Origin of the sequence: Methylobacillus glycogenes JCM 2850 (assembly GCF_000617925.1) — a bacterium.
Taxonomy (GTDB): Bacteria; Pseudomonadota; Gammaproteobacteria; order Burkholderiales; family Methylophilaceae; genus Methylobacillus; species Methylobacillus glycogenes.
This window is the reverse complement of record NZ_BAMT01000012.1, coordinates 1-17,223: the sequence shown is the minus strand read 5'-3', so window position 1 is coordinate 17,223 and position 17,223 is coordinate 1. Positions and strand designations below refer to the sequence as shown.

General features: G+C 55.0%; 12 protein-coding genes and 1 pseudogene. 10 read left to right on the top strand and 3 right to left on the bottom strand.

Annotated features, from left to right (window positions below; all coding sequences use genetic code 11):
* Window positions 1–148 precede the first annotated feature (148 nt).
* Complete coding sequence (locus JCM2850_RS13405) at window positions 149–907, top strand: hypothetical protein (RefSeq protein ID WP_025872497.1); 759 nt, start codon at window positions 149–151, stop codon at window positions 905–907.
* A gap of 55 nt (window positions 908–962) precedes the next feature.
* Here the strand turns inward: JCM2850_RS13405 and JCM2850_RS24105 are convergent, their stop codons facing one another.
* The 3 genes from JCM2850_RS24105 to JCM2850_RS13395 form a co-directional block, all read right to left on the bottom strand.
* Entirely contained in the window at window positions 963–1,109 is a 147-nt protein-coding gene (locus JCM2850_RS24105; RefSeq protein WP_369384900.1) for a hypothetical protein, read from the bottom strand.
* A gap of 137 nt (window positions 1,110–1,246) precedes the next feature.
* Window positions 1,247–1,522, bottom strand: a complete 276-nt coding sequence (locus JCM2850_RS24100) for a hypothetical protein (RefSeq protein WP_369384899.1) — start codon at window positions 1,520–1,522, stop codon at window positions 1,247–1,249.
* A 131-nt stretch (window positions 1,523–1,653) separates the two neighbouring features.
* Window positions 1,654–3,558 (bottom strand): ATP-binding cassette domain-containing protein, encoded by a 1,905-nt coding sequence (locus JCM2850_RS13395; protein WP_025872495.1) that lies wholly within the window; start codon window positions 3,556–3,558, stop codon window positions 1,654–1,656.
* A gap of 268 nt (window positions 3,559–3,826) precedes the next feature.
* Here JCM2850_RS13395 and JCM2850_RS23000 point away from each other — a divergent pair, with 268 nt between their 5' ends.
* The 9 genes and pseudogenes from JCM2850_RS23000 (at window position 3,827) to JCM2850_RS24080 (ending at window position 16,530) form a co-directional block, all read left to right on the top strand.
* Window positions 3,827–6,079, top strand: a complete 2,253-nt coding sequence (locus JCM2850_RS23000; protein WP_234406264.1) for a YhdP family phospholipid transporter — start codon at window positions 3,827–3,829, stop codon at window positions 6,077–6,079.
* A complete protein-coding gene (locus tag JCM2850_RS22995) occupies window positions 6,076–7,707 on the top strand; it encodes a YhdP family phospholipid transporter (RefSeq protein WP_234406263.1) in 1,632 nt (543 codons plus the stop codon). The genes JCM2850_RS23000 and JCM2850_RS22995 overlap by 4 nt, the downstream gene beginning before the upstream one ends.
* A gap of 177 nt (window positions 7,708–7,884) precedes the next feature.
* Window positions 7,885–8,745, top strand: coding sequence for a carbon-nitrogen hydrolase family protein (locus JCM2850_RS13385; protein WP_025872494.1), 861 nt, complete (start codon window positions 7,885–7,887; stop codon window positions 8,743–8,745).
* 241 nt (window positions 8,746–8,986) lie between these two features.
* A complete protein-coding gene (gene tldD, locus JCM2850_RS13380; protein WP_025872492.1) occupies window positions 8,987–10,462 on the top strand; it encodes a metalloprotease TldD in 1,476 nt (491 codons plus the stop codon).
* A gap of 77 nt (window positions 10,463–10,539) precedes the next feature.
* Complete coding sequence (locus tag JCM2850_RS13375) at window positions 10,540–10,860, top strand: DUF2934 domain-containing protein (RefSeq protein ID WP_025872491.1); 321 nt, start codon at window positions 10,540–10,542, stop codon at window positions 10,858–10,860.
* Between the two features lie 265 nt (window positions 10,861–11,125).
* Window positions 11,126–14,545 (top strand): transcription-repair coupling factor, encoded by a 3,420-nt coding sequence (gene mfd, locus JCM2850_RS13370; protein ID WP_025872489.1) that lies wholly within the window; start codon window positions 11,126–11,128, stop codon window positions 14,543–14,545.
* A 1-nt stretch (window position 14,546) separates the two neighbouring features.
* The gene (locus JCM2850_RS13365; protein ID WP_025872487.1) at window positions 14,547–15,176 is read left to right on the top strand and encodes a DedA family protein; all 630 of its coding nucleotides are present in this window, start codon (window positions 14,547–14,549) and stop codon (window positions 15,174–15,176) included.
* A gap of 401 nt (window positions 15,177–15,577) precedes the next feature.
* A pseudogene (locus tag JCM2850_RS24085) lies at window positions 15,578–16,329 on the top strand (choice-of-anchor A family protein); the annotation flags it as partial.
* Between the two features lie 36 nt (window positions 16,330–16,365).
* Window positions 16,366–16,530 (top strand): PEP-CTERM sorting domain-containing protein, encoded by a 165-nt coding sequence (locus JCM2850_RS24080; RefSeq protein WP_369384906.1) that lies wholly within the window; start codon window positions 16,366–16,368, stop codon window positions 16,528–16,530.
* Window positions 16,531–17,223 lie beyond the last annotated feature (693 nt).

Genomic DNA, 17,223 nt, shown 5'->3' with positions numbered 1-17,223 from the left:
GCGCGTACTGCAAGTTACAAGTTGAGCAATAGTTTTTGTGGCTTGAGCTTTTATGCTTTGCAGGCGCAATCCTAAGGTTTTGAAGTCCTTGGTAATTTCAGGTTTGAGGTAATGACTCCCCAGACTGGCGACCAACAAGGAGAACAACATGGCAATCCCAGCCCTAAACAGTGTTACCCCAACGCTCACCGCTCCGGCCACGCCCAGGCTAGACCTCAGCTCGCCCGGCTATATTGCCGAAGTGCAAGCGGCGGTGAATGACCTCACTGCGTTTAACTCCAGAGGCAACCCTGAAGCCCTGAGTGATGTCACCGAGGTACGTCCCTTTATTTCAGCACTCAGCACCTCTAGCAACAACCTGCTGGGTGAGTTGAATGAACAGCTGAATTCACAGCGTATTATCGAGAGCCTGGCACCACCTCAGGCTGCTGATACTGCCCAGGCGCAAGCTGCTCAGGCAGAAAATACCGAGCCTGAATTTGCTGTCGCCAATCCTGCAGTACAGTTGCAGACCGGGAATAGTGACACCAGCAACACCAGCAGTGCTCCGGTCACCAGTTTTGAACCTGCGGATACCAATCTTGATGGTACGGTAAGCCCTCAGGAAGATTTTGCTTATCTCCAGCAGAATCCTCCGGTAGATAACAGCGCTACCACTACACAAGCCAATACACCTGCCGATACCAACGTAGCAGGTACAGCAACCACTCAGGATAACTCCAGCTTCCAGCAACAACAGAATGATGTCTTGGATAATGGTTCGCTGAATGCAGGCGCTGATAATGGGCTGTTGGCGCAACAAGCGGCCGAGCGTCAAACCGCTTTGCTCAACACGACTTATGGCCCTAACGCCAACGATGGTGGTGAACAGACCTCTAGTGGCGGCATTCTGAGCCTGGCTGCCTAGTCAACCACGTTACTCAATCCATCAATAAAAAAATGGGGGCTTAGGCCCCCATTTTTTATTCGCTGGCGAAAGCCTCACACAGCATGCTGAGTAGCGCCCCTAACATGGGCACCAGTTCTTCTTTGTCGAATGGCGCTTCTTCATCGGTGGCGGCGATAATAAAGGCTATCAGCACCTTCTCGATATCCTGGCGGTAATTCATCCAGTGCTCAGCCTCGGCATCGCCTATGAGCTGATACTTGTGATTACCTGATTCAATAATCTCGGCCAGTTCTTCATTTTCCAGCTCAGCAAATAGTGAACGGGCAATGGTGATGGCCGCAGCCTTGTAATCTGGCTCTATGCTTCATCGCCCAGCGGTAGCGTCAAATAGGTATACACGAGCATGGCAAAGGCCTGATATACCGCCAGCATGTCGAAGTTTTCCACGCGCTCATCCGCGGGTGAGCGCCCGGCTTCCTTGATGGCTCTGAAGGTGATGTAACAGGCCAAGTAAGTAGCGGCTTCCAGCGCGTCATAATCTTCCAGATTGGTGCTGGGGGTCTCCCCTGCTGCATCGCGTGCTTCGTTCAGGCAAAGCGCGTAGCTCAGGCTCAGTCTTTGCGAATAAGTCATGTCCATATCGTTCCTCTGCTGTCTTCTGATATTTGTGTTGTTAGCGGCCGCTGATTCAGCTGGCAGTTAATCTTCTGGCTTGGTCTTAATTTTCTGGCTAAATTTTGCTCCGGGCTTAGCTTTATCCAGCATCAGGCAATTTCAGGCAGTGCCTCTAGCTGGTCTTGCAGCTCCAGCCAGCGCATTTCGGCAGTTTCCAGTTGCTGCTCCAGCTCCAGCTGACGGCTTTGCAGTTTGAGTAACTGGCTGTTATCAGCTTGCTGGTATAGCTCGGGCGCGGCGAGTGCGGTTTCTATCTGGGTTTTCTCTGGCTGCCAGGTGGCCATTTTCTTTTCCAGTTGCTCTATTTCTTTCAGCAAGGGTTTGCGCTCCTGCAATCTGGCATGGCGCTCGGCTTTGCCCTGGGCCTTTACACTAGGCGTGGCCACAGGTTTTTCTGCCTTGTCGTTGGCTTTATCCCGCAGTCGTTGTTCGTTCAGCCACTCGCGGTAGTCTTCCAGATCGCCATCAAACAGCTCAACCTTGCCATCAGCCACCAGTAAAAAGCGGTCGCAAGTCGCGCGTAGCAAGGAGCGGTCGTGTGAAACCAATACCATGCCACCCTCGTAATCCTGCAAGGCCAGGGTCAGCGCATGGCGCATTTCCAGATCCAGATGGTTGGTGGGTTCATCCAGCAGCAAGAGGTTGGGCCGTTGCCAGATCAGCAAGGCTAGCGCCAGCCGTGATTTCTCGCCCCCGGAAAAAGCACCGCTGGCACTGGTGGCCATATCGCCACGGAAATCGAAACCACCTAGGAAATTCCTGTGCTCTTGCTCGCGGGTTTGCGGGTCCAGGCGCAGCATGTGCTGCAAGGGCGATTCATCTGGACGTAACTGCTCTAGCTGGTGCTGGGCAAAATATCCCAGGCTTAAATCCTTGCCCGTGACCATATCGCCTTTTAATGGCGGCATTTCCCCCGCCAGCAGCTTGATCAGCGTGGATTTACCCGCACCGTTACGCCCGAGCAGGCCCACGCGTTCACCGGGTCGCAGGGTTAGCATAATGCGCTGCAGAATGGGCTGCGCTGGCTGATAGCCTGCATCAGCCTGATCCAGAACCAGCAATGGATCGGGTGCTGCCAGCGGCTTACGGAAGCTGAAGCTGAATGGGCTATCCACATGGGCAGCACTGATCATCTCCATGCGCTCCAGTGCCTTGATGCGGCTTTGCGCCTGCCTGGCCTTGGTGGCCTTGGCTCGGAAGCGGTCTATATAGCTTTGCAGATGCGCCACCTCACGTTGCTGACGCTCAAAGCTGGATTGCTGTTGCGCCAGGCGCTCGGCACGCTGGCGCTCAAAATCAGAATAAGCGCCACGATACAGCGTCAGGCGTTGTTGTTCGATATGGGCAATGTGGTTAACGATGGCATCAAGAAAATCTCTGTCATGCGAAATCAGCAGCAAAGTGCCACGGTATTCCTTGAGCCAGTTTTCCAGCCAGATCACCGCATCCAGATCCAGGTGATTGGTAGGCTCATCCAGCAGCAGCAAGTCAGACCTGCACATCAGCGCGCGGGCAAGATTAAGCCGCACGCGCCAACCACCAGAGAAATCCGACACCGGGCGTTGCAGGTCAGTCTGGCTAAACCCCAGGCCATGCAATAACTCGGCGGCGCGCGCACGCGCAGAATAGCCATCAATCTCGCCCAGACGCGCATAAAGCTCGCCCACGCGTTCTCCCTGCTCCAGTGCTTCAGCCTCACGCAGCGCGGCTTCCACCTGCCGTAGTTCCACATCGCCATCCAGGGTAAATTCAATCGCCGCATCCGGTAGCGCCGGGGTATCTTGCGCCACATGGGCTATGGTCCAGTGCGGCGGAATATCCAGGTCACCACCCTCAGGGTGCAGTTCGCCACGCAACATGGCAAACACACTGGATTTTCCGGCGCCGTTGGCCCCGGTGAGGCCCACCTTGTGGCCGGGATGCAACTGGAAGCTGGCTTCTTCTACCAGGCATTTAATACCACGGTATAGCTTGATGTTTTTTAACTGGATCAATGCAATCTACTCGACAAAAGGCAACTCAGGCATGGGCAACTACTGTGTAAACACCGTCGCAGTATTTTGCAAATACTTACCATGCGCTGGATAGGAAAAGTCGCTATTGTAAGCCATCATGCCGGACTAGAGCCTAAAGCGTTGACCTACTGGCCTGCCAATGAAATACTCTAGGCTGAATTAACTGTCTGCCTCCCCGGAATACAAGCTCTGCGTGTGTCACATACCACGTCAGAGCGCTGCCCAAGATGATGTCTTAAATAACAATATGGTCAAAAAGTCCCTGCTCTGGTGCTACCGAGCCACGCTTGCTGCGCTCTGGTTTGTCATCATTGCCTTTTCTCTGCTGGTGCTGAGCTTGCGTTACCTGATTTTGCCTAACGTCGGCGAATATAAGGAGCGCCTGGCCAGCGAAGTCAGCAAGGCACTGGGCCAGCCAGTGACCATCGCCGCCATACACGCCAGCTGGAATGGCCTCAACCCGCACTTAAGCCTGCGCAATATTGACATTTATGACCAAGAGCAGCGCGTAGCGCTTTCGCTCAAGCATATTGAAGCCAGCCTGTCGTGGCTGAGCATTCCCTTGCTGGAGCCACGCCTCAGCACCTTGACCATACACGAGCCTGCACTGACCATACGCCGCGAAGCCGATGGCGTGCTCTATATCGCGGGCATCCCCACCAATGGCCCCTCACGCCCGGCTTTTGCCAACTGGCTGCTGCATCAATCCAGAATAGATGTGCGCAATGCCAGCATTGTCTGGCAGGACGATCTGCGTCAGGCACCGCCACTCAGTCTGGATCACCTCAATCTGCTGATAGAAAGCCCGGCCTGGCAGAGCCTGGTCGGCCATCACCGCTTTGGCTTGCAAGCCAAACCTTCGGCTGGTGCCTCTGGCTTAATCGATGTGCGTGGCAATCTCTATGGCAAGGATATCGCCACCCCTGAGGCCTGGCGTGGCACCATTTACGCTCACGCAGACGGCACTGATATCGCCGCCTGGCGCCAATGGCTGCCGCAAGTAGGTGGCATACAGCAAGGCTATGGCGCTGCCAGGCTGTGGCTGGATTTTGTCGATGGCAAGGCCGACAAGCTCACCAGCGACCTGATTCTCTACAAGGTCGTCAGCAAAGTCATCAAGGATCAAGCCGCAGTCAGGCTAGACCGCCTATCTGGGCGCTTTACCTGGAAGCATCATGAGCACGGTCAGGAACTGCTGGCAGAAAACCTCAAGCTTTCCACACCCGATGGCCTGGATATGCAAAGCGGCAAAGTGGCCTTGCTGGAAGATAACGCAGGCAAGAAGCCGAGCTTGAAAGGCGAAGTTCAGCTTGATGAAGTGGCGCTGCAATCTGCACATGCCTTGGCGAATTACCTGCCCCTGCCAGACAAGCTCAAGCAAACCCTGGCGGCCTTGCAGCCCGAGGGCACACTGCGCAAGCTCAAGCTGGAATGGCTGAGTCAGGGTGCCTTGGATAGCTTCCCGCAGACCTACAGTCTGCAAACCCAGTTTGATCAGCTAGGCATGCAAGCCTATCAGGGCATCCCTGGCTTCAATCGCATCAACGGCACAATCAGCGCCGATGAGGACGGTGGCAGCTTGAGCCTAAACGCGCGTAATGCTGATCTGGATTTCGCTGGCATATTGCGCTGGCCGCTGCCGGACAACAAGCTGGCAGGCCAGGTCAAATGGCAAAACAAACAGGGCAAGCCGCAAATCCGCATCAGCAACCTGACCATCGCCAACCCGCATCTGGCTGGCGCCATCAATGGCAGTTTTGTGCATAACCACATCAAGGGTGGCTTGCTGGAAGTGGCAGCCAAGTTCACGCGCGTGGATGGCAAATATGCCAAGTTCTATTACCCCCTGGTGATGGGGCAGCAAACCATGAGCTGGCTGGATAACTCCATACTTGCAGGCAAGAGCGATAGCGTCAGTGTCATGGTCAAGGGCAATCTGCATGACTTCCCCTTTGACGGCAATAAAAACGGCCTGTTCCAGGTCAAGGCGCGCATTCATGACGGCGAGCTGCAATTTGCCCCCAGCTGGCCCAAGATAGACAAGATAGGCCTAGACATGCTGTTTGAAGGTAACCGCATGGAACTCAACGCCAATCAGGGTGTGACCCTGGGCACGCAGGTGATCAAGGCCAAGGTAGCCATACCCAACCTGGCCTCGCATCAGCCCGTACTGACGGTTGCTGCTGAAGGGCAAGGGTCAGTGCAGAATGGCGTGCAGTATCTCAACAATAGCCCACTGGTTGATATTACTGGTGGCTTCACCCGTGGCCTGCAAGCCAGCGGCACTGGCAAGCTGGCGCTGGATTTGCTGATTCCGCTGCATGACGTCAACACCACCAAGGTCAAGGGCAGTTACACCGTCAGCAACGGCAGCATCAGCAGCGCAGACGTCCCTGAGTTGACACGCATCAATGGCAAGCTGGAGTTCACTGAAACGCAGTTCCGCGGCCAGAACCTGGGCACCTGGTCTATGGCGGCCCAGCGCAGGTTAGCCTCATGAGCGCCAAGGATGGCAGCGTACGCATTGCGGCGCGTGGCCGTGTCAGTGATAACGGTTTGCGCACCGGACTGGGCACCGCTTATCTTGACCGCGTTTTTGGCAGCACAGACTGGAACGGCGATATCAATGTCAGCAAGAACGGCGTGGATTTCAGCATACGCTCCAGCCTGGTGGGCATGGCCTCCAGCCTGCCCTACCCGCTCAACAAGGCGGCGGATGAATCCATACCGCTCAAGGTAGAAAAGAAACAGAGCGCAGGCAGCCAGCAAGAGAACATCAGCGTCAACTATGGCAACCAGTTGTCAGCACGCATCTTGCGCAACAAAAACAATGGCGGCGAGTGGCAGATTGAGCGTGGCAATATTGCCTTTAACAGCGCAGCCACTCTGCCCACCCAGCCAGGCTTGACCGTGCAGGGCAATCTTGATCATCTGGATGTAGATGAATGGCGTGCGCTTTCCGCAGACAGTAACGGCAATGGCAATGGCTCTGAGAGCAATGCTGGCAAAAACAGCAGCCTGGATGTACGCAAGCTGGATTTGGCTATCACCAAACTGGATGTGTTTGACCGCCGCATCAACGACCTCAAGCTCAATGCCAACGCTATCAAGGATGGCTGGCAGATGAAGGTGGACAGCCAGGAAATGAGCGGGGATATCCAGTGGCTAAGCCAGGGCAATGGCAAAGTGCTGGCCAGACTCAAGCGCCTGCGCTCGCCATCCGCTACCCCGGACACCGCCACCTTGCGCACCCAGGGCAAGTTCAGCCAGCAAGGTAGTGTCACCGAATATCCTTCACTGGATATCGTGGCCGAGAATTTCGAGCACGGTAAAAAACAGCTGGGCAGGCTGGAATTACTTGCCAGTGAACAGAACGATGACTGGAGCATAGAAAAACTACGCATCATCACGCCAGAAAGTGAAATTCATGCCGATGGCGAATGGCACAACTGGAAACGTGCGCCTAATACCCGCCTCAACATCAACTGGAAAATCAATAACCTGGGCCAGACCCTGGAGCGCTTTGGTTACCCCAATACTATCAAGGGCGGCAATGCTACTTTTGCGGGCCAGCTCAAATGGCCGGGTAGCCCGCATGAGTTTGAGACCACGCTGCTGAGTGGCAATCTGCACCTGGATGCACGCAAGGGCCAGATTCTCAAGATTCAGCCCGGCGTGGGCCGCCTGTTCAGCGTGCTGACCCTGCAAAACCTGCCACGCCGCCTGACCTTTGATTTCCGTGATGTGTTCAGCAGTGGCTTTGCCTTTGACAAGATCAGCGCCAATATCCGCATTGATAACGGCATTATGCGCAGCGATGATTTCCGCCTGGAAGGCCCGACTGCACTCGTAGAAATGACAGGCCAGACCAATCTGCAGGAAGAAACCCAGCAGCTCAAGGTCAAGGTGACACCCTATATCAGCGATAGCCTGTCGATTGCGGCACTGGCCGGAGGCCCGGTGGTAGGGGCAGCCACATATCTGGCGCAGAAACTGCTCAAGGACCCGCTCAACCAGTTTGCTTCCTCGGAATATGAATTCATAGGCACCTGGGATAATCCGGTTGAGGTCAAAGGCGGCAGCAAGCGCGATAACGCCAACCCTGCGCCTTTGCCTCTAGGTCGTTAAATTTCTCGTTAACTAGGTCATTAAATCGTAGTGAAGTATGGCACTAAGCCAAGTCGGGCTTAATTCACTACTCCTGGGCAAGCCAGAGGTTTAATATTCTCCTACTAAGCGCAGGCTGTGCGAGCACAACTGCAATAAAGCGGCGGCATAATCTACTCTCTGTCTGGATTTAATATCATGGCCATCAAATCACGCGATAAAGTCAGCAAGAACAAAAACAACAAGCAATCCATCCCTGGCATCAACCGCATTGCGGCGATCCAGATGGCGTCTGGCCCTTATGTCGCGGCCAACCTCAGCGAGGCCGAAAGACTGATAGAGATTGCCGTCAATCAGGGTGCCAAGCTGATTGCCCTGCCGGAATACTTTGCCATCATGGGCTTGAAAGACACCGACAAAGTGGCAGCGCGCGAGAAGGAAGGCAGTGGCCCTATCCAGCGCTTTCTCTCCAAGACCGCCAAAAAGCATGAGGTTTGGCTGATTGGTGGCTCAGTGCCACTGGAGTGTGACAACCCGGACAAAGTACGCAACGCCTGTTTGGTGTATGACGACAAGGGCAAGCAGGTCGCGCGTTATGACAAAGTTCATCTATTCGGCTTTGACCAAGGCAATGAGCATTATCAGGAAAAGAAAACCATAGAGCCCGGCGATGCGGTGGTCACGCTGGATACACCATTCGGCAGACTCGGGCTTTCCATCTGCTATGACCTGCGCTTCCCGGAACTTTACCGCGCCATGAGTGGCGTAGACATCATTGCCGTCCCTTCGGCCTTTACTGAGACCACAGGCAAGGCGCACTGGGAAACCCTGATACGCGCCCGTGCGATTGAAAACCTGTGTTATGTGCTGGCGCCAGCCCAGGGCGGTTACCATGCCTCTGGCCGTGAAACCCATGGCAACAGCATGATAGTCGACCCCTGGGGCGTGATTCAGGATAGATTGTCGCGCGGTTCCGGCGTGGTGATTTCCTCCATCAATACCGCCTATCTGCAAAGCCTGCGCAAAAGCCTGCCTGCGCTCAAGCACCGCAAGCTTTAAACGTGGGTCTGGGCTTTTAAAGCCGAAATTCAACCCCATACTATTCAGACAAGGCTGGGCAATGTAAGCGCATAAGCGCTTGCCCCCAGCTTTCAGTTACGTTCTTCAGACACCTTGTTCCTACACCCCTGATGCCTGGTCGGGCTTTCTAAAGCTGTGGAAATTAAGGAAAATACGTAGCGGTTGCTATGAATGTGGCTGCTATGATGAAACCATCTGCTTGAAATAAAGACATATCACTATGAAACCTGATGCCTTGCCCACTGCCTCCAGCCCTGCCACTGCTTCCCACTTCAGCACTGCCACCGAGACCCTGCTAGCCCCTGCTGGCCTGGATGTAGGCCAGGTGCAAAGCGTGATCGGCAGCATCATGTCGCATCAGGTGGATTATGCTGACCTCTACTTTCAATACAGCCGTGCCGAAAGCTGGGGGCTGGAAGAAGGTCAGGTCAAGTCGGGCAATTTCAGCATAGATCAAGGGGTAGGCGTACGCGCAGTGAGTGGTGAAAAAACCGCCTTTGCCTACTCTGACGACATCACCCTGCCAGCGCTGCAACAGGCTTCTGCCGCAGCGCGTGCCATTGCAGCACTCGGTGAGGAAAAAAGCGGCCAGGCCGTGCAGCGCGTCAACGCACCACAACTCTACTTGCCGCAAGACCCGATTGCCTCGCTCAGCGCCGAAGCCAAGGTCAAGCTACTGGAGCGGCTGGAAATGTTTGCACGCAAGCAAGACCCGCGCGTGACCCAGGTGATGGCATCGATTGCTGGTGAATATGAAGTAATGATGGTGGCACGCCATGATGGCGTGATGGCCGCTGACGTGCGCCCACTGGTGAGATTATCCATACAGGTGATTGCCGAGCATAACGGCAGGCGCGAACAAGGCTCTGCGGGTGGCGGTGGCCGTTTTGACTACAGCTACTTCACCGACGAAGTCTTGCAGGATTACGCACAAAAAGCCGTGCACCAGGCCTTGGTCAATCTGGAAGCCAGACCTGCCCCTGCAGGCAGCATGACCGTGGTGCTGGGCGCAGGCTGGCCTGGCATTCTGCTGCACGAAGCCATAGGCCATGGCCTGGAAGGTGATTTCAACCGCAAGGGCAGCTCGGCCTTCAGCAATGCCATAGGCCAGCAGGTGGCGGCCAAGGGCCTGACCGTGGTTGATGACGGCACCATCAGCAATCGCCGTGGCTCATTGAATATTGATGATGAAGGCAACCCTACCCAGCGCACCGTGCTGATTGAAGATGGCATCTTGCGCGGCTACCTGCAAGATAGCCTCAACGCCCGTCTTATGAACATGGCCTTGACTGGCAATGCCAGACGCGAATCTTATGCGCATATCCCCATGCCCCGCATGACCAATACCTACATGCTGAATGGCGATATGCACCCTGAAGAAATCATCAAATCGGTCAAGCGTGGTTTGTATGCGGCCAACTTTGGTGGGGGCCAGGTAGACATTACCAGCGGCAAGTTTGTGTTTTCTGCCGCCGAGGCCTGGATGATTGAAGATGGCAAGCTGGCCTACCCGGTCAAGGGTGCCACCTTGATAGGCAACGGCCCTGACGTGTTGACGCGGGTTTCCATGATAGGCAATGACATGGCGCTGGACAGCGGCGTGGGCACCTGTGGCAAGGAAGGCCAGAGTGTTCCTGTAGGCGTAGGCCAGCCAACCTTGCGCATTGACGGCTTGACGGTAGGTGGAACCGTTTAATAATATGGTGTTCAAAGGTTACAGCCTTTGAACACCCTCAATCGCAGCATGGAAGTCCCTAACCGAAAGGAACCGAAATGGCTACACCCAAAAGCACGACTGCAAAAACCCCCGCAAGCCCCAAAACCACAGCCTCTAAAGCCGTCACCGCAAAAGCAGTAGCAAAACCTGCCGCCGCAAAAAAAACCACCACCGCCACCAGTAAAAAAGCCAGCACCAGCAAGGCCAAGCTAGGCGATGGCCTCAGCAAGACCAGCACCAAAATCAGCCCGGAAGAACGTTATCGCATGGTAGAAGTGGCAGCGTATTTCCTGGCAGAACGTAATGGTTTTGCCGGCAGCCCGGTTGAATACTGGAGCACCGCCGAAGCCCAGATCAGTAAATTACTGGGCAAATAAGACCGTAAGCAATATCTCCCCAGCAGCAGATAAATCTCCAGCAGCCATTTGACGCTGATCACGTGTTCCCGGGATGACTGTTAACAGGCATCCCGGGCGCATGTTTCCTATGTCTAGATATCTGTCTAGATATCAGATTAAATCTCACAAACCCCTCTGCTGTTTGATTGCCACTCTCTCACTAACCCTAGTCATGCCTAGCCCCGTCGGGCGGGTACACCTATAGGCTATAATAAGCCGCTTAATCAACCGTACTCATAAGCACATGCAGTTTTCCCTTGTCATCCCCGCCGCAGGCCATAGCGCAAAAATCAAACCCATGGCAGCAGGTGCCGATAGCCTGGCCCTGGCCGAGTTGGCCAGCCAGCGCGTGGAACAAGGCGCCAAAGCGCCTTTGGTGGTGATTACCGCCAGTGCCTTTGATGCACAGCGCCTGCTGGAAGAAATACCCTGGTATGCCCCCAAGTTGCGGGTGTTTTTGCTGCCAGATTGGGAAACCCTGCCTTATGACCACTTCTCGCCGCACCCTGACCTGATTTCCGAGCGCTTGGCGACTCTGTACCAGATCAGCCAGAACAGCTGCGACATTGTGCTGGTGCCCGCCTCCACCGCCTTGATCCGCCTGCCACCCCATGCCTATCTTTCAGCGCATACATTTATGCTGAAAAAAGGCCAGAAGCTGGATACCGATGTGTTGCGCACGCAATGCAGCAATGCGGGTTACCACCATGTGAGCCAGGTGGTGAGTCCGGGTGAATTCAGCGTGCGTGGCGGCCTGATCGATTTATTCCCCATGGGTAGCGCGCTGCCTTACCGCATTGATATGTTCGATGACGAAATCGAGACCATACGTACTTTCGATGTCGATACCCAGCGCAGCCTGTACCCGGTGCCGGAAATCCGTTTATTGCCCGCACGCGAGTTTCCGCTCGATGAAAACGGCATTGCGCGCTTCCGGCAGAATTTCCGTGAGACCTTTGAGGGTGACCCCTCCCGCAGCCGCATCTACAAAGATATCAGCAAGGGTTTGGCCAGCGGAGGCATAGAGTGGTACCTGCCCTTGTTCTTCGAGCAAACCGCCACCCTGCTGGATTATGTACCCAAGGATGCCCTGCTCTGTCTGCATGGCAATCTGGATAACGCCGCCCAAGCCTTTTGGCATGATGCCCAGGCACGTTATCGCCAACTGGCGCACGACCCCGAGCGCCCCATACTCAAGCCCGATGCGCTGCTGATCAAGGCTGAGGATTTCTTTGCCCAGAGCCATGCCTGGGGCCGCTTGCAGCTAAGTCTGGATAGCGAGAAAAAACTGCCCGCCCTGGACATAGAACGCCGCGCCGAGCAGCCGCTGCATAAGCTCAAGGACTATATCCGCCGCTTCAAGGGCCGCATTCTGATTGCGGCTGAAAGCCTGGGCCGCCGCGAAACCATGGCGCAGCTGTTTGCCGAGCATGGTGTGGAGTATGAAACCTCTGAAGACTGGACTGCCTTCCAGGCCAGCGACAGCCATGTGATGCTGGGCACCAGCCCGCTGCATGGCGGCTTTGTACTGGGAGGTAGTAAAGCCAGTGATATCGCCGTGGTCACCGAGGCAGAACTCTATGCCAACACCGTGCGCCAGCAACGCCGCCGTGACAAGGAAAAACAACGTAATACCGAGGGCATGCTCAAGGACCTTTCCGAGCTGCGCGAGCATGACCCGGTGGTGCATGAACAGCATGGCGTAGGCCGTTACCGTGGTTTGGTGAATATTGATTTTGGTGAGGGCGAAACCGAGTTTCTGCTGCTGGAATATGCTGGCGACGATAAGCTGTATGTGCCAGTTTCCCAGTTGTTCCTGATCTCCCGCTATTCGGGCGGCCCGCCAGAATCCGCACCGCTACACCGCCTGGGCAGCGGCCATTGGGAAAAAGCCAAGAAAAAAGCCCTTAAGCAAGTGCGTGACACCGCAGCTGAGTTGCTTAATCTGTATGCCCAGCGCGCAGCGCGCCGTGGCCATGCCTTCACGCTGGGCCTGCATGATTATGAAGCCTTTGCCGAAGGCTTCCCTTTCGAGGAAACCACAGATCAATTGGCGGCGATTGAGGCCGTCATCAGCGATATGCAGTCTGGCCGCCCCATGGATAGGCTGGTTTGCGGCGATGTTGGCTTTGGCAAAACCGAAGTGGCCTTGCGCGCCGCCTTTGTTGCGGTCATGGGTGGCCGTCAGGTGGCGGTGCTGGTGCCCACCACGCTACTGGCAGAACAACATTTCAATAACTTCAGTGACCGCTTTGCCGATTGGCCAGTGAAGATTGCGGAAATCTCGCGCTTCCGTACCGCCAAGGAGCAAACCCAGGCGCTTAAGGGCCTGGAAGATGGCAGCATAGATATCGTCATCGGCACCCATAGGCTGATACAGAAAGACATACGCTTTAAAAACTTGGGCCTGGTGATTCTGGACGAAGAACACCGCTTTGGCGTCAGACAGAAAGAACAGCTCAAGGCCATGCGCGCCGAGGTGGATGTGCTGACACTGACAGCCACCCCGATACCACGGACTTTATCCATGGCCATGGAAGGCCTGCGTGAGTTCTCGGTGATTGCGACGCCGCCGCAGAAACGTCTGGCGATCAAGACCTTTGCCACTGCGTATTCCGAAGGCATTATCCGTGAAGCCGCCATGCGTGAATTCAAGCGCGGCGGTCAAGTGTATTTCCTGCATAACGAGGTGGATACCATCTTTGTCATGAAGGAAAAACTGGAGCGCATTCTGCCAGAAGCGCGCATAGGCATTGCCCACGGTCAGCTACGCGAGCGCGAGCTGGAGCATGTGATGCGAGACTTCTACCAGCAGCGTTTCAACCTGCTGCTGTGTACCACCATCATTGAAACTGGCATCGATGTGCCCACCGCCAACACCATCATCATGAACCGCGCCGATATGTTTGGCCTGGCACAGCTACACCAGCTGCGTGGCCGTGTGGGGCGCTCGCACCATCAGGCCTATGCCTATCTGCTCACCGACCCAGACCGCAACATCACACCGCAGGCGCAAAAACGTCTGGACGCGATTCAATTGCTGGAAGATCTGGGCGCAGGCTTCCACCTGGCCATGCATGATCTGGAAATCCGTGGCGCTGGTGAATTACTCGGCGATAGCCAGAGTGGCGAAATGCAGGAGATTGGCTTTACCCTCTACTCTGAAATGCTCAACCATGCAGTGAAGCAACTCAAGGCGGGCAAGGAGCCGGATTTATCCGCGCCACTGGGGGTGACAACCGAGATCAACCTTCATATGCCTGCCTTATTGCCCAACGATTATTGCCCGGATGTGCATGAGCGTCTGGTGCTGTACAAGCGCCTGGCCAATTGCAGTGACGACGATGCGCTGGACAATATGCAGGAAGAATTGATAGACCGCTTTGGCCTGCTGCCGGAACAAGGCGAGGTGTTGATGGCCTGCCACCGCTTGCGCATTGCCGCCAAGTCTATGGGCATCAATAAAATCGATGCCAGCGATTCGGCCATACAACTGCACTTTGCTGCCAATTCCGAGCTGGACCCAACCAAGCTCATCAGCCTGCTGCAACGCGATAGACGCTGCCGCATGAACGGGCCGGACAAGCTGAGGATCACGGTACAATACCCCGGCATTGCGCAACGCACAGACTTTATAAAAACATTATTGAGGGAGTTGGCCTGACATGCTGGAAAAACTGATTGCGGCAGTCGCCGCCTGGATCATGGGGGTAATTTCCACCCTGGGCTATGGCGGCATTGTGCTGTTGATGGCGATAGAGTCCGCCTGTATTCCCCTGCCCTCGGAAATCATCATGCCGTTTGCTGGTTTTTTGGTGTTCAAGGGCGAGCTGAGCTTATGGGGCGTGGCCTTGGCAGGCGCTTTTGGCTGCGTGGTCGGCTCCATCCCGGCTTATTACCTGGGTATGATAGGTGGCCGCCCCTTGGTAGAAAAATACGGCAAATGGGTTTTGATCTCGCATCATGACCTGCAACTGGCAGACCGCTGGTTCGATAAGCATGGCGAAATCACCATCTTCATAGGCCGTTTGCTGCCTGCCGTGCGTACCTTTATCGCCTTCCCCGCAGGGGTAGCCCGCATGCACATGGGCAAATTCATAGGCTATACCTTTGTTGGTTCGCTGATCTGGTGCTATTTGCTGGCCTATGCTGGCATGAAGTTCGGCCAGCACTGGAAAGAGCTGGAAGTATATTTCCACGAATTCCATATCGTACTGGTGGTGATAGGCGTGATATTCGCCATCTGGTATGTACGCCGCCACTTCAAGGCAGTGCGCCGCGCCAATCATCTTTAACAATATTTGCTAACACCAGAGCCATGCCTATCCAGCATTTGGATGGCATGGCTCTTTTTCCATCAGCCCTGGCCTTGGATAACGGCGCTTAATGCCGGGCCAGAATGAGGGATAAGAATGTCGGACCAGAATGTCGGAATAGTGACAAGAGATGTCAGAATTTTGATGGATGTGTGGAAATTTTGTCACTCTGGCCTGGCCATGCCAGGCCTATGCCATGCCAAAGTGGCAAATAACGCCTTGCCATAGACAAAAAAATCATCTGTAAGTATTTGATAAATAATTATTTCACCAAAACCCTCACACCACTGGCACGCCAGAGCCAACAGTTGGTATATGGGTTGCTTATAGTTAGGCAACAGCAGTTAAACAGCAATAAACCTCTTAAAGAAAGCAAAGCGATGAAATTGAAATTCGGTTTGATGGCAATCCTGGCAGTGCTCTCCGCTCCCGCAGCAGCTGGCACCATTGACCTCGGCGTGGCAAGCAATTACAACGCTTTCATCTTTAACGACTTCAGTACCTACGGCAACTCCATTGGTGGCGCGCTGGCCGTTGGCAACAATGCCTTCCTGCCCAGCAACAGCATCGCCAATGGCAGCCACAACCAATACGGCCTGGTAGTTGGCGGCGACCTCAATGTACCCTGGGGTGGTGGCAGCCTCAACGGCAATGCTGGATCGGTGGCAACAACAACGCCATCCCGCAATACACCATCTCCGGCCAAGTCGCGACAGCCAGCACCGCAGCAGCCCCGGTTGATTTTGCTGCTGCCAAGACCAGCCTGACCTCCTTGTCCAGCCAGTTGGCCAGCATCAGCGCCACTGGTAGCTATGCCGCACAAGATCAATGGAACCAGAACAGCAAAATCTTCACCGGCTCTGGTGCCAGTGTTGAATTCTTCTCGCTGAATGCAAACGATTTCTCCAGCTTCAACAATCTGTTCTTCAACAGCATTGCCGCAGGCACCACACTGGTGTTCAATGTGGCCGGTGACAATGCCAGCCTGGGTTGGCAGTGGCAATCGCTGGGCAGCAGCTACAACGTGCTGTTCAACTTCTATGAAGCCAGCAATGTCACACTGAACAGCTTGTCCATCAACGCCAACATCCTGGCGGTAGATGCCACCATTAACTCTGGTTCAGGCAACCTGTTTGGCACCGTCATCGCCAACAACTGGAACAACAGCGTGACCTTGGGCAACGGCACCTTTGCCGCCGCCAATAGCCCGCTGTTCAACACCGTGACGGCTGCTGTGCCAGAACCACATCACTACGCCCTGCTGCTGGCAGGCTTGATGGTCATCCTCGTGACTGCCAAGCGTCGTAGAAGGCTTTTGACCGCGAGGGTCTAACCATCTGAATCCCGGGGGGGATAGAGGAGGAGAAGGGCGTGGGGTTTTATTACCCACGCTTTTTTCCTTTCTGGCGCTTGGGTTTTTGCTAGAGCTGGGAGAGAGGGGTGAGAGTACATGGGTGACACATTGTTGCTCGGTGTATATGTGGCCTCGGGAGATTTAGTGGTCTTGACCTCTGCTGCCGGAGGCGAGAGGTTTGGTTTCGCCTTGTCGGGCGAGTGCCTTTCTTTTGCTTCGCCAAAAGAAAGATCACCAAAGAAAAGGCGACCCGGATATCCCCGCCCCGGCTTACAGCCGGGTAACCTGCGTTGCTCGCGTTTATCGGGGTCACGCTCAAACTCGCTGCGCTCAGACAGTCGCGCGCCCTGATCCGATAAAGCCTGCGCTACTCGGCGGGTCTAAACGGGAAGGAAAGTCAAAGACTCCGGATCAAGTAACGTAGCTGGTAAATAGCTTGGTTTGTTGTATCTGCAACACTGCATTAATGCCGAGTTCTCTATGGTTTCAAGTATGGCTGCTGGTACTTAACCCTGGCTTTTGAAGTTGTTCCCGTTGAGTGCGCCGAGTAGCGCAGCAGTTTCTGGATTAAGGGCTTGCGACTGTTTGAGCGTAAGCGAGTTTGAGCAAGACCCAGAAACTGGGAGCAACGCAGGTTGCCCGGCGTAGCCGGGACGCAGGAATCGGGTCGCC